The sequence below is a fragment of the Streptomyces sp. NPDC002784 genome, from assembly GCF_053592135.1.
On record NZ_JBSFVD010000013.1, the window covers coordinates 114820 to 128191 of the forward strand.

Here is a 13372-nt window from a genome sequence, read left to right on the forward strand (position 1 = left end):
GCGTCCGCTTTCGAACGGGGAATTCTACGGAGCGCCGGGCGTCACTACCAAAATCCGGGACGGTCAAGGGTCACAGGCCGTGATCAGCGTCTCCACCTCGTCCGACAGTGCCGCCGCCAGCCGGTCCAGATCCGGTACGGCCTCCGCGTCGGCGACCAGGCCGTAGTGGACCGCGCCGCGGTACGTCGAGACCGCCACCGCGAGGGACTGGCCGCGGGCGAGCGGCGCGTAGGGGAAGACGGCGGTGACCGGGTTGCCGCCGAGTCTCAGGCCGAGGCCGGGCAGCGGGACGCTGGTGACCAGGAGGTCGAACCAGAGCCGGGCGGCCTGGCCGACCAGGGGGCCGCCGAGGCGGTGGCCGAGCGGCGGGACGTGGTCGGCGAGCAGGGCCACCGCGCCCGCGCCGCGGTTCGGGCCCGCGTCCTTGTTGCGGTCCATGGCGGCGCGGACCGTGGCGAGGCGGCGCAGCGGGTCGGGGTCGTCGACGGGCAGCCGCACGAGGTATCCGGAGAGCCGGTTGCCCTGCGGGTGCGCGGTGCGCGGGCGGCGCCTGGAGACGGGGATCAGGGCGCGGGGCGCGACGCCCTCGCTGCCGTCGCCGCGCTCGTCCAGCCAGCGGCGCAGGGCGCCGGCGACGACCGCGATCAGCACGTCGTTGACGGTGCCGCCGACGGCCTTGCGCACCCGGTGCACATCGTCGAGGTCGACGACGACTCCGGCGGTGCGGCGGGTGCCGCTGGGCTCGGCGGTGAGCGCGGCCGTGGAGCGCGCGGCCAGCGTGGCGTCCAGGGTCGAGACGGCGAGGGAGGCGCCGATGTCCAGGGCGCGGCCCACGTCGGACAGGGCGCCCCGGACCAGTCCGGGCAGCCCCCGCAGGTCCGGGAGCAGGCGGCGCGGGGGCTCGGCCGGGCGGGGCCGGGGCTCGGGCAGGTCCATCGGGTCGAGCACGGCCGCGGCGAGGGTCAGCGCGCGCAGTCCGTCGGCGAGGGCGTGGTGGAACTTGAACAGCACGGCGAAGGAGTCGCCGTCCGCGCCGGGCAGCACATGGGCCTCCCAGGGCGGCCGGCCGCGCTCCAGCGGGCGTTCCATGAGGCGTCCGGCGACCGCCTGGAAGTCGTCGGCCGGGGCGTGCAGCCGCACATGGTCCAGGGGGTCGAAGCCGGGGACCGGCTCCCGGGTGGCGGCGCCGAAGGCGAGCGGCTGCCATACGTCCCGGATGCGCATCCGCAGCCCGGGGACCGCGGCGGCGCGGGCCGCGAGGAGGTCGGCGGCGTGGGCCCCGGCGGTGGGCGACCGCGCGGAGAAGACACCCAGGGCACCGAGGTGCATCGGGTGCCGTGCGGACTCGATGTTCCAGAACGCCAGGTCGAGAGGGGCCAGCAGGTCGGAAGTCAAGGGCTTGCCTCGCGTCGACGACGGGGTGGACCAGCAGTCAATCGTCCTTGAGCGATTACGGTCAAGTACGATCAAGCTACGCACAGTTAACAGCAGATTAAGTCCAACCCGTTGGCGGAGCGCGAGGTCAGGTCACCCGCTGCCCCTTCCCCAGTGCGATGACCCCGCCCTCGGAGACCGTGTACAGTTCCGCGTCCCGCTCCGGATTGACGCCGATCGTCGCGCCCGGCGGCACCTCCACGTTCTTGTCCAGGACCGCCCCCCGCACGACCGCGCCCCGGCCTATGTGGACGTTGTCGTGCAGCACCGACCCCTGGACCACCGCCCCGGGGTCCACCACCACACCCGGCGAGAGCACGGACCGCGTGACCTGCCCCCGGATCAGACAGCCCGCGCTGATGATCGACTCCCCGGCGATGCCGCCCGCGTTGAAACGGGCCGGGGAGAGCTGGCCCGAGTGGGTGTAGATGGGCCACTGCCGGTTGTAGAGGTTGAAGGCGGGCCGCTCGGCGATCAGGTCCATATGGGCGTCGTAGTACGCGTCCAGCGTGCCGACGTCCCGCCAGTACCCCTGGTCCCGGGTCGTCTCGCCGGGGACGTGGTTGGCGCTGAAGTCGTACAGCTGCGCCTCGCCCCGCTCGGTGAGCTGGGGCAGGATCGAGCCGCCCATGTCGTGCACGGACCGGTCGTCCTCGGCGTCCCGCTGGAGCGCCTCGATCAGGGCCTTGGTGGTGAAGATGTAGTTGCCCATCGAGGCGAACACGCACTCGGGGTCGCCCGGCAGGCCGGGCGGGTCGGCGGGCTTCTCCAGGAACCGCTCCACCGTCTGCCCGTCGGAGCCGGGACTGATCACCCCGAACGAGGCGGACTCGCCGCGCGGGACGCGTATCCCGGCCACGGTCACCCCCGCGCCGGACTCGATGTGCTGGGCGAGCATCTGCCGCGGGTCCATGCGGTACACGTGGTCGGCGCCGAACACCGCGACGTACTCGGGGCGTTCGTCGTAGATCAGGTTCAGGGACTGCAGGATCGCGTCCGCGCTGCCCAGGAACCAGCGGGGGCCCAGGCGCTGCTGGGCCGGGACCGGGGTGACGTAGTTGCCGAGCAGACTGGACATCCGCCAGGTGGTGGTGATGTGCCGGTCCAGCGAGTGCGACTTGTACTGCGTGAGCACGCAGACGCGCAGGATGTCGCCGTTGACCAGATTGGACAGGACGAAGTCGACGAGCCGGTAGGTGCCGCCGAACGTGACCGCGGGTTTCGCGCGGTCCGCCGTCAGGGGCATCAGGCGTTTGCCTTCTCCGCCCGCCAGCACGATGCCGAGCACCGAAGGTCCGCCACGACGCATGGGCCGCTCCCCTCACCCAGATTGACCCCAGCCTGCCCCCACTCGAGGTGTCCTACGCCTGTTCGAGGATCTCCTCGTAGAGCCGGACCGTGCGCCGCGCCACCGCGTCCCAGCCGAACTCCCCCACCGCGCGCTCCCGTCCGGCCTCGCCCATCGCCCGGGCGCCCTCCGGATCCGCGAGCACGGAGTCCAGGGCCCGCGTGAGCCCCGCCTCGAAGCCGTCGTCCACCGGCACCAGAAGTCCCGTCTTGCCGTCGTCGACGACCTCGGGGATCCCGCCGGTCCGCGAGGCCACCACGGCGGTCCCGCAGGCCATCGCCTCCAGGTTGACGATGCCGAGGGGTTCGTACACCGAGGGGCAGGCGAACACGGCGGCGTGCGTGAGGAGTTGGATCACCTCGGGGCGCGGCAGCATCTGCGGGATCCAGTGCACGCCCGCGCGTACCCGGCTCAGCTCCTCGAAGAGCTCGCGGAACTCCCGGTCGATCTCCGGGGTGTCGGGGGCGCCCGCGCACAGCACGACCTGCGCGGCCGGGTCGATGTCCCGTACCGCGCGCAGCAGATGGGGCACGCCCTTCTGGCGGGTGATCCGGCCGACGAACAGGACGTACGGGCGGCGCCGGTCGATGCCGATCCGGTCCAGCACGTCGGTGCCGTGGTCGGGGCGGTACAGGTCGGTGTCGATGCCGTTGTGCACGACGCGCACCCGCGCGGGGTTCAGCCCCGGGTAGCAGGCGAGGATGTCCTCGCGCATCGCGCCCGACACGGCGATCACCGCGTCCGCGGTCTCGATCGCGGTGCGCTCCGCCCAGCTGGACAGGGCGTACCCGCCGCCGAGCTGCTCGGCCTTCCAGGGCCGCAGCGGCTCCAGGGAGTGCGCGGTCATCACATGCGGGATGCCGTACAGCAGCTTGGCCAGATGGCCGCCGAGATTGGCGTACCAGGTGTGCGAGTGGACCAGTTCGCTGCCTTCCAGGGCGGCGGCCATCGCGAGGTCCACGGAGAAGGTGCGCAGCGCGTCGTTGGCGGTGTCGAGGGCGGACCAGGGGCGGTGGCGCAGCACGCCCTCGGCGCGGCCCTCGCCCCAGGAGTGCACCTCCAGGTCGACCAGGGACGTCAACTCCCGGGCGAGGAACTCCACATGGACACCGGCACCGCCGTACACATCCGGCGGGTACTCCCGGGTCAACAGTCCCACTCGCACCCGCATCCCCCTGTCTCGGCCGGTTCCCCCATGGTCACCCAGATACGGCGCGCGCGGAAGAGCGCAGCGAGCGGGGACTCGGCCGCCTCGCGGGGGTGAAAAGTCATAGAATTGCCGTGAAGATCAGACGATGTCCAACCGTAGGGCCGAGGTCCACGAGGAGCGGTAGTACCAAGGGCGGCCGTAGGCGTCTCGGGGTGCACCCCCCACCCTCAGGAGGACGGAGGGCGTTTTGTACTCCATCGGCAGTAGGAGTGATTGCCTGCTCAGGGACGACGACGGGAAGAACTTTTGACGGCATCGTGTTGGCTATGGAAGCCGACAGCTGGCCGCGCGGGACGACGAGCCCCCGCCTCACGCAGAGGAGCCGCTCATGAGTGCCCTCGCGTTGTCCGTGCTCCTGTCCCTCGTCTCCGCCGTCGCCTACGCGGGCGGAGCGATCGTGCAGGAGCGCGTCGCGGTGTCCACGCCCGGACAGCACTACGCGCCGCTGCGCCGGCCGGTCTGGTGGGCCGCCGTGGCGCTGAACGGCCTGGGCGGCCTGCTGCACGTGGCGGCCCTCGCCTACGGACCGCTGAGCGTGGTCCAGCCGCTGGGAGCGCTCACCATCGTGTTCGCGCTGCCGATGGCGGCCCTGTTCGTCGGCCGCAAGGCCGGGGCGACCGCCTGGCGCGGCGCGATCATGGCGACCGTCGGTCTCGCCGGTCTGCTCTCCCTGGTCGGCGCCTCCGAGTCGCAGTCGCTCGACACCGCGCAGCGCACCGGCGTGGCCCTGGTCACCGCGGGTGCCGTCGCGACCCTGATGATCGCGGGCCGGGCGGCCCACCGGCACCCGGTGGTGCGCAGCGTGCTGCTCGCGACCGCGTCCGGTATCGCCTTCGGTATGTCCTCGGTGTTCACGAAGATCGTCGCCGTCGACTGGGACGGCGGGGTGACGGCGGGTGACCTGCCGTCCCTGGCCACCATCGGTGTCTTCGCCACCGCCGGTCTGCTGCTGTCGCAGGCCGCCTACCGCGGCGCCGGACTCGCGGCCCCGCTGGCGGTGCTGACGGTCGTGAACCCGGTGATCGCGGCCGCGGTGGGCATCACGATGTTCGGCGAAACCTTCCGCTACGGCACCACCGGCACCGCGCTCGCGCTGAGCTGCGGTGTGGTCGCGGCGGGCGGCCTGATCCTGCTGACGACGGAGCGCATTCAACGCGCTCCGGCACCCGCGCGGCCGGTCCCGGAACTCCCCGCGACACCGGCGCCGGTGCCCGCGCCCGCCTCCGCCCCCGCCGAGGAGCTGGTCCTCGCCTCTGCTTCCGCCTCCGCGGAGGAGCTGGTCCTCGCGCTCCCCGCGCAGCAGGAGACGACGCCGAGCGCCGCCTCACCGCACCTCTACGGGCCGTTCTACGGCGGCCCCTACGTCCCGATGCCGGTCCTGGACCGGCACCGGACGCGCGTCAAATCCTGACGCCGCCTGCCCGCAGGTAGGCCACCGGGTCGATGTCCGACCCGAAGCCGGGCCCCGTCCGCACCTCGAAGTGCAGATGCGGGCCCGAGCTGTTGCCCGTGGAACCGGCGCGGCCGATGCGCTGGCCCGCGCCGACCTGCTGGCCGCTGCGCACGGAGATCGCCGACAGATGGGCGTACTGGGTGTAGCGGCCGTCGGCGTGCCGGACCACCACCTGGTAGCCGAAGGAGCCCTCCCAGCCCGCGCCGACCACCTTGCCGTCGGCGACTGACCGCACGGTCGTACCGGTGGCGACGGGGAAGTCGACGCCGGTGTGGTAGCCCTTCGACCAGGAGGTGCCCGCCTTGTGGTAGGGCGTGCCGGTGGGCGCGCTCACCGGGGAGACCATGGTCTTCTTGGAGGTCTTCGCGGGCGTGGACTTCTCGCGAGTGGACTTCTCGGGCGTGGACTTCTCGGAAGTCTTCTGTTTCGGCAGGGACTTGGCGGCCGCCGGAGTCGTCTTCGCGGGGGACCCGCCGCGGAGGGCGAGCCGCTGCCCGGGCATGATCAGGTCCGGATCCGCGCCCACGGTCTTGCGGTTGGCGTCGTACAGCCCCCGCCAGCCGCCCCGGACGTCCTGCTCGTCGGCGATCGTGGAGAGGGTGTCGCCGCGGACCACCGTGTACATCTGGGCCTTTCCGGCCCGGGACTGCGGTGTGGTCTGCGGCTTGACGTCCGGCACCGAGGTCCGAAGCTCGGGGCTCTCCCCGCCCCGGGTGAGCCCGGCCCGCACCGAGCACACCGGCCAGGCGCCGGGGCCCTGTCCGTCCAGGACCTTCTCCGCGACGGCTATCTGCTCGTCCTTGGTGGCCAGGTCGGCCCGCGGGGCGTACCGGGTGCCGCCGTACTGCTCCCAGGTGGACTGGGCGAACTGGAGGCCGCCGTAGTAGCCGTTGCCGGTGTTGATGTTCCAGTCGTTGGTCGACTCGCACGCGGCGACCTTGTCCCAGGTCTCCACGTCCGCCGCCTGCGCGGTTCCGGCGCCGATGAGCGGGATCGCCATCCCGGCGCTGCCCGCCGTCACGGTGAGCGAGGCTCGGTTGATCCTGTTCGGCTGATACCGGCGGTGCCGGCCGCGTGCGGCCATAACGGTGCCCCCTCGACATGCGTCAGGAGGGCCAAAAGTAAGCGCCCGTAACAGGCCATGACAAGACAGCAATCGGCCGCGATATGGCTCAAGAAGCAAGGGCGGGGCTCCGGTTGCGCAACGGCTGAGGCGGGCGGGCCCTTCCGTGCGTATCAGCCTGCGGAACATCGAGCCACCCGGAAGTGCGGCCGGAGTACCGGCACGTCAAGATGGTCCCTGCGGCAATACTGGCGGCCACGACCGGCCTCGACCGGCCACGACCGGCGCCATCGGTACCGGATTCCTTAGGAGCCAACGGAATGAGCAATTCAGCCCAGATCGGCGTCACGGGTCTCGCGGTCATGGGACGCAATCTCGCCCGCAACTTCGCCCGCAACGGCTACACGGTCGCGGTGCACAACCGGACGTCGGCGCGTACCCACGCGCTGGTGGAGGAGTTCGGCGGCGAGGGCGAGTTCATCGCGGCCGAGACCGCCAAGGACTTCGTGGCGGCGCTGGAGCGGCCCCGCCGCCTGGTCGTCATGGTGAAGGCCGGTGAGCCCACCGACGCGGTGATCCAGGAGTTCGCCCCGCTCCTGGAGCCCGGCGACATGATCATCGACGGCGGCAACGCGCACTTCGCCGACACCCGGCGCCGTGAGCGGGAACTGCGCGAGCAGGGCATCCACTTCGTCGGCATGGGCGTCTCCGGCGGCGAGGAGGGCGCGCTCAACGGCCCGAGCATCATGCCGGGCGGCCCGAAGGAGTCGTACGACTCGCTCGGCCCGATGCTGGAGAAGATCTCCGCGAAGGCGAAGGACGGGGCGCCCTGCGTGACGCACGTGGGTCCCGACGGCGCCGGGCACTTCGTGAAGATGGTGCACAACGGCATCGAGTACGCCGACATGCAGCTGATCGGTGAGGCGTACCAGCTGCTGCGCGATGTCGCGGGCTACTCCCCCGCGCAGATCGCGGAGATCTTCCGGACGTGGAACACCGGCCGTCTCGACTCCTACCTGATCGAGATCACGGCCGAGGTGCTGGCCCACGTGGACGAGGCGACAGGCAAGCCGTTCGTGGACGTCGTGGTGGACCAGGCGGAGCAGAAGGGCACGGGGCGGTGGACCGTGCAGATCGCGCTGGACCTGGGCGTCCCGGTGTCGGGTATCGCCGAGGCCGTCTTCGCGCGCTCCCTGTCCGGCCACGCGGAGCTGCGGGCCGCTTCGCGGGAGCTGGCGGGACCGAAGGCGGCGCCGCTCGGTGAGGCCGAGGCGGCCGCCTTCGCCGACCGCGTCGAGCAGGCGCTGTACGCCTCGAAGATCGTGTCCTACACGCAGGGCTTCCACGAGATGGACGCGGCGCGCGCCGAGTACGACTGGGACATCGATCTCGGTGCCGTCTCCGCGATCTGGCGCGGCGGGTGCATCATCCGGGCCGCGTTCCTCGACCGGATCCGCGCGGCCTACGACGCGCGGGCCGACCTGCCGAGCCTGCTGGCGGACGAGACGTTCGCCGGCGAGATCGCATCCGCTCAGGACGACTGGCGTGAGGTGATCGTGGCGGCGACCCGGCAGGGCGTACCGACGCCCGGCTTCTCCGCGGCCCTCGCCTACTACGACGCGCTGCGTGCCGAGCGGTTGCCCGCGGCGCTGACGCAGGGGCAGCGGGACTTCTTCGGGGCGCACACGTACCGGAGGGTGGACCGGGAGGGTTCGTTCCACACGCTGTGGGGCGGGGACCGGTCGGAGGTGACCGGGTAGGAGGGCTTGTGCGGGTGGGCGGGGACCGGTCGGAGGTGACGGCTTGTGCGGGTGGGGGGGCGGGTCGGAGGTGACCGCGGAGGAGGGCTTGTGCGGGTGGGCGGGGCCGGTTGCGCCCCGCGCCCCTCGGTACGTGGGCGCTCGCCGCGGTCTTCTGCCGAGCCCTCTGCCTCACGACAGCGGCGGGCCCGGTCCGGGTTCGGGGGCGGGCGGGGAGACCGCTTGGCGGGGCTCGCGCGGTGAGCGGGGCCAGTTGCTTGCGCCCGCGCCCGTCGGTACGACTGCGCTCGCCGCGTACTTCTACCGCGGCCCCTCCCTCATGAAAGCGGCGGGCCCGGTCCGGGTACGGGACCGGGCGGGGAGACCGCTTAGCGGGGATCGGGCGGTGGGCGGGGCCAGTTGCTTGCGCCCGCGCCCGTCGGTACGACTGCGCTCGCCGCGTACTTCTACCGCGCCCTCTGCCTCACGACAGCGGCGGGCCCGGTTCCGGGTTCGGGACCGGCTCCGGGCCCGGGGGGACCGGGGACGGACTCGGGTCCGGGACCGGCTGCGGGCCCGGCGGTGAGGGCGGGGGCGTGGGGACGGGGCCCGGTGCCGGATGCGGGTCCGGGGTCGGCGGGGGACCCGGCGTCGGCGCGGGGGCCGGGTCCGGGGTCGGGGCGGGGCCCGGGGTCGGGTCCGGGTGGACCGGGTCCGGATACGGATTGGTCATCGTGTCCTCCAGCCTGGGATGAAGCGGCGGCTCCTAGGACTACTGCCCCGCGTACCCCGGCTCGCCCGTGCAGTCACCCGCCTGGGCCCCGGCAGCGAGGCCCGGACGCGGGCTGGAGAGCACGGGGACGGCGGTCGTGGTCAGCCGCTGCGCCGGGGCCATCGAGGCCTGGGCCAGGACGATCACGTCGGCGTCGGTGACCTCGTCGGCGGCGGAGGCGACCCGCGTCGCGTACGCGTGTGCGTCGCCCGCCTCGAAACGCGCCCAGGCGCCCTCGACGAGACGGGTCCGCACCTCGACCGGGCGTCCGGCGCGCGCGGCCTCCTCCCGGATCAGGTCCGCCGTCGGGCCGAGCGTGCTCTCCAGGGCGGCGAGGACGACGACGCGGGTGCCGGTCGCGACCGCGGCCGCCGCCATCGGACGGTCGACGCGCAGCACGGGTACGCCGACGTCGGCCGCCTCGGCCACACCGCCGATGGTCGAGCAGGTGCACAGCACGGCACGCGCGCCCTCGGCGACGGCGCGGCGCAGGACCGCCGCCACGTCCTCCGCGACCGCGTCGGGGCCCTCCGCGCGGGCCCGTTCCAGCAGCCGCTCATCGACGACGTGCCGCAGCTCCAGCCCCGGCTGGGTCTCGTCGCGCAGGGCGTCGAAGACGGGGACGTGGACGGGCGAGGTGTGCAGGAGGGCGAGGGCCATCAGAAGCGGCCGGGGTGCGCCACGACCCACGCCTTCGCCGCGCGCAGCAGCTCGGGGTCGGCGGCGGGGGCCACGTCGGGGTGGCGCTCCGCCCACTTGACGACGTACGGGCACAGCGGGGCGACGACCGTGCCCTCGCGCTCGGCGACGGCGTACAGCTCGCGGGCGAGGGAGCCGGCGATGCCCTTGCCCTCGTGGGCGGGCTCGACGACGGTGTGGACGGGGACCAGGGCGCGCACGGGGGCTTCGAGGACGAAGTACTCGATACGGCCGACCACTTCGCCGCCCGCGACCGCCTCCAGGCGGCCCGCCGCCCGGTCGTCACGGATCTCGATCTCGCTCACGGGCACGCTCCTGGTCCGTCCGGTCCGTCTGCTCCGCTCAGGCCGGTACGGCCTGCGGGCTGCGCTGCTGGTCCGAGCCCGGTACCGGCTCGGACGGGTCGGCGCCGAGGGCCACGATCCGGTTGTCGTGGTCCACGTGCACGACCCGCGGCTGGAGCGTGCGCGCCTCGGCGTCGGTGACCTGAGCGTAACTGATGATGATCACCAGGTCCCCGGGGTGCACGAGATGGGCGGCGGCACCGTTGATCCCGATCACCCCGGAGCCGCGCTCGCCCTCGATGACGTACGTCTCCAGCCGGGCGCCGTTGGTGATGTCGACGATGTGCACCAGCTCGCCGGGCAGCAGATCGGCGGCGTCGAGCAGCTCCGCGTCGATGGTCACCGATCCCACGTAGTGCAGGTCGGCCTGGGTGACGGTGGCTCGGTGGATCTTGGACTTGAACATGGTTCGCAGCATGAACAGCTCCCAATGTGTCTGCTCCCTGCCCGCTCAGCGGGTCAAGGGCGGTCATCGGAGACTACAACGACCGGCACGTCCGGTCAGCTGCCCCCCGGGTATTGACGTCCCATGAAACAACTCAATAGTTTCAGTATCATCGACTCACAGGGGGCGCTCCCTACGGAATGGGTGGCCGTGATTCCCCCGGGAGGGCTCGCCCATGGGCCGCTACAGCCGGCTCCGCCGGATCCGGCAGCTGGATCCGCAGCAGGACTTCGAGCAGATCTACCGGTGGATCATCCACTACGAGTTCCCCCGCGACTATCTCCACGGGACGTCGATCGCGTTCCTGCGCGACTACGGCGTCCCGCGCATATCCCAACTCCTGGACCGTACGCAGGAGTTCGAGCGCTCCGGCCAGAAGCGCTACGACGACACGGTGCTCATCACGTACGAGATGGTCCGTGAGGGGACGGACTCGGAGCACGGGCAGGCAGCCGCCCGCCATCTGAACCGCATACACGGGCGCTACCCCATCCCCAACGAGGACTTCCTCTACGTCCTGGCCACCACGGTGGTGGGGCCGAAGCGGTGGATCGACCGGTTCGGCTGGCGGCGCCTTAGCGAGCAGGAGACCGAGAGTCTGGCGCTGATGGGCCGGCGGATGGGCGAGATGATGGGCATCTCCGGCGTCCCCGGCACCTATGCCGCGTTCGAGCGACTCCACGACGACTACGAGCGCGAGATGTTCGCCTACCATCCCGCCAACCGCAGGGTCGCCGCGGCCACCCTGCGGGTCCTCGCCTCCTGGTACCCGGCCCCGGTGCGACGGCTGGCCTCCCGGGTTCCGCTCGCCGTCCTGGACGAACCGCTGCTGAACGCCCTCGGCTTTGCCCCGGAACCGCGCTGGCTTCGGGTCGCGGTCCACCGCGCGTTCCGTATCCGGGCCGCGGTCATCCGGCTGCTGCCCGCACGGCCCGAGTGGTTCCCGCGCAAGCCCAAGGCACGGACCTACCCGTTCGGCTGGACCCTGGACGATCTCGGCCCGCACTGGGCACACTCCCGCCCGACGACCCCGCTCCAGGACGAGACCCCGACGGAAGGGGCCTCCGCCAAGGGGCAGAGATCGGCGTACGGGTCCTCCGCACAGACGCACACACTGACGGACGGGCCCTCCACCCCGGCGCAGATCCCCAGGGATCGAGCCTCCATCCCGGCACAGAAACCGAAACCGACGGACGGGCCCTCCCCCCAGCCACCGAACCCCCGGGACGGAGCCCCCGCCCCGGCGCAGAAACCCGCAGAGGAGCCCTCTGCCCAAGCGGCACAGCCCTCCACCCCCGCGGCGCAGCCGTCCACCCCGCATGCCTCCCGTCAGGAGAGTCGATGACCGACACCGCCCCGGCCGCCGCCGCACCGCCCCTCCGCGTCTTGATCACCCACTCCCCCGCGACCGGCAAGCCGCTCGCCGAGTACCCGGTGCACGGGCCGGAGGAGGTTTCCCGGGCCGTGTCGCGGGCCCGGGGCGTCCAGGCGGGGTGGGCCGCGCTGCCCGCGTCCCGGCGCCGTGAGCAGTTGCTGCGCTGGAAGAAGGCCCTCGCCACCGACCTGGACACCGTGGCCCGCACCATCGCCGAGGAGACCGGCAAGCCGCCCGGTGACGCCGCGCTGGAGGTCGTCCTCACGCTGGAGCACCTGGGCTGGGCCGCACGCCACGCCGGACGGATACTGCGTCGGCGGAAGGTGAGCACCGGATTGTTCGCCGCGCACCAGCGGGCCTCGCTGGTGCACCGGCCGCTGGGCGTGGTCGGCGTGATCGGCCCCTGGAACTACCCGCTGTACACCCCGATGGGCTCCATCGGTTACGCCCTGGCCGCGGGCAACGCCGTGGTCTTCAAGCCGTCCGAACTGACCCCGGGCACCGGGGTCCTGCTGGCCGAGCTCTTCGATGCCGCCGTGCCCGGGCAGGCCGGGCTGCTCTCCACCGTCACGGGCGCCGCGTCCACCGGGGACGCCCTGGCCCGGTCCGGGGTCGACAAGCTGGCGTTCACCGGTTCGCCGGGGACGGCCCGCAAGGTGATGGCGGTGTGCGCGCGGACGCTGACGCCGTTCCTCGCCGAGTGCGGCGGGAAGGACGCGGTGATCGTCACCGCGGACGCGGACCTGGACGCCGCCGCCGCCGCGATCGTGTGGGGCGCGCTGAGCAACGCGGGCCAGACCTGTGCGGGGGTGGAGCGGGTCTACGCGGTGCGGGAGATCCACGCGGAGCTGTGCGAACGGGTGGTCGAGCGGGCTGGGGCGGTCCGCCCTGGTGCCGAGGCGGACGCCTCCTACGGCCCGATGACGCTCCCGAGCCAGGCCGCCGTCGTGGAGCGGCATGTGACCAGTGCGCTCTCGGCGGGGGGCCGGGCCCTGCTGGGCGGACCGGAGTCGGTGCGCGCTCCGTATGTCGCGCCGGTCGTGCTGACCGACGTACCGGAGGACGCGGCGGCGATGACGGAGGAGACCTTCGGGCCGGTCGTGGCGATCAACCCGGTGGCCGACGTGGACGAGGCGGTGTCCCGCGCCAACGCCTCGCGTTACGCCCTGGGGGCCGCGGTGTTCTGCCGCGACAAACGCGCCGGTGCCGCGATCGCCGCGCGCCTGCGGGCCGGGGCGGTGTCGGTGAACTCGGTGCTCGGCTTCGCCGCCGTACCGGCGCTGCCGTTCGGGGGTGCGCAGGACTCCGGCTTCGGGCGGATCCACGGCGAGGAGGGGCTGCGCGCCTTCACCTCCGTGCAGTCGACGACCGTGCAGCGGTTCACCCCGCCGATCGCGCTGACCTCCTTCGCCGTACCGGCCGCCACGCGGGAACGCGCGGTGCGGCTGGCGCGGGCCCTGCACCGGCGCCGCTGAACGGCGGGCCCGCGC

The 13372-nt window shown here is 72.8% G+C and carries 10 protein-coding genes and 1 pseudogene; 4 read left to right on the forward strand and 7 right to left on the reverse strand.

The window, feature by feature from the left end; all coding sequences use genetic code 11:
- Nucleotides 1-63: 63 nt before the first annotated feature.
- From ACWD1Z_RS22615 to glgA, 3 genes are all read right to left on the reverse strand, one after another.
- Nucleotides 64-1395 (reverse strand): wax ester/triacylglycerol synthase family O-acyltransferase, encoded by a 1332-nt coding sequence (locus tag ACWD1Z_RS22615; protein WP_451121201.1) that lies wholly within the window; start codon nucleotides 1393-1395, stop codon nucleotides 64-66.
- A gap of 127 nt (nucleotides 1396-1522) precedes the next feature.
- The gene (glgC, locus tag ACWD1Z_RS22620) at nucleotides 1523-2743 is read right to left on the reverse strand and encodes a glucose-1-phosphate adenylyltransferase (RefSeq protein ID WP_451121203.1); all 1221 of its coding nucleotides are present in this window, start codon (nucleotides 2741-2743) and stop codon (nucleotides 1523-1525) included.
- Between the two features lie 52 nt (nucleotides 2744-2795).
- Nucleotides 2796-3947 (reverse strand): glycogen synthase, encoded by a 1152-nt coding sequence (glgA, locus tag ACWD1Z_RS22625; RefSeq protein ID WP_451121205.1) that lies wholly within the window; start codon nucleotides 3945-3947, stop codon nucleotides 2796-2798.
- Between the two features lie 373 nt (nucleotides 3948-4320).
- Between glgA and ACWD1Z_RS22630 the strand changes: the two genes are divergently transcribed.
- Nucleotides 4321-5403 carry a DMT family transporter gene (locus tag ACWD1Z_RS22630; protein ID WP_451121207.1) on the forward strand — a complete coding sequence of 361 codons (1083 nt, stop codon included), beginning with the start codon at nucleotides 4321-4323 and terminating at the stop codon, nucleotides 5401-5403.
- Here ACWD1Z_RS22630 and ACWD1Z_RS22635 read toward each other — a convergent pair.
- Nucleotides 5393-6529, reverse strand: coding sequence for a transglycosylase family protein (locus tag ACWD1Z_RS22635; RefSeq protein ID WP_451121209.1), 1137 nt, complete (start codon nucleotides 6527-6529; stop codon nucleotides 5393-5395). The two genes, ACWD1Z_RS22630 and ACWD1Z_RS22635, sit on opposite strands and share 11 nt — an antisense overlap.
- A 299-nt stretch (nucleotides 6530-6828) precedes the next feature.
- On the opposite strand from ACWD1Z_RS22635, the gene gndA reads away from it, so the two are divergent.
- Nucleotides 6829-8268 (forward strand): NADP-dependent phosphogluconate dehydrogenase, encoded by a 1440-nt coding sequence (gene gndA, locus ACWD1Z_RS22640; RefSeq protein WP_451121211.1) that lies wholly within the window; start codon nucleotides 6829-6831, stop codon nucleotides 8266-8268.
- Nucleotides 8269-9019: 751 nt separating this feature from the next.
- Here the strand turns inward: gndA and ACWD1Z_RS22645 are convergent.
- Genes ACWD1Z_RS22645 through panD form a run of 3 tightly spaced genes read right to left on the reverse strand, consistent with a single transcriptional unit; the run spans nucleotide 9020 to nucleotide 10480 of the window.
- Nucleotides 9020-9679 (reverse strand): aspartate/glutamate racemase family protein, encoded by a 660-nt coding sequence (locus ACWD1Z_RS22645; protein ID WP_451121213.1) that lies wholly within the window; start codon nucleotides 9677-9679, stop codon nucleotides 9020-9022.
- The gene (locus tag ACWD1Z_RS22650; protein WP_451121215.1) at nucleotides 9679-10023 is read right to left on the reverse strand and encodes a GNAT family N-acetyltransferase; all 345 of its coding nucleotides are present in this window, start codon (nucleotides 10021-10023) and stop codon (nucleotides 9679-9681) included. The genes ACWD1Z_RS22645 and ACWD1Z_RS22650 overlap by 1 nt, the downstream gene beginning before the upstream one ends.
- A gap of 37 nt (nucleotides 10024-10060) precedes the next feature.
- Nucleotides 10061-10480, reverse strand: a complete 420-nt coding sequence (gene panD / locus ACWD1Z_RS22655) for an aspartate 1-decarboxylase (RefSeq protein ID WP_451121217.1) — start codon at nucleotides 10478-10480, stop codon at nucleotides 10061-10063.
- A gap of 202 nt (nucleotides 10481-10682) precedes the next feature.
- Here panD and ACWD1Z_RS22660 point away from each other — a divergent pair.
- Both ACWD1Z_RS22660 and ACWD1Z_RS22665 read left to right on the forward strand, forming a co-directional pair.
- Nucleotides 10683-11558, forward strand: a pseudogene (locus ACWD1Z_RS22660) (oxygenase MpaB family protein); the annotation flags it as partial.
- Nucleotides 11559-11848: 290 nt separating this feature from the next.
- A complete protein-coding gene (locus ACWD1Z_RS22665) occupies nucleotides 11849-13357 on the forward strand; it encodes an aldehyde dehydrogenase family protein (RefSeq protein WP_451121219.1) in 1509 nt (502 codons plus the stop codon).
- The last annotated feature ends 15 nt before the right edge of the window (nucleotides 13358-13372 follow it).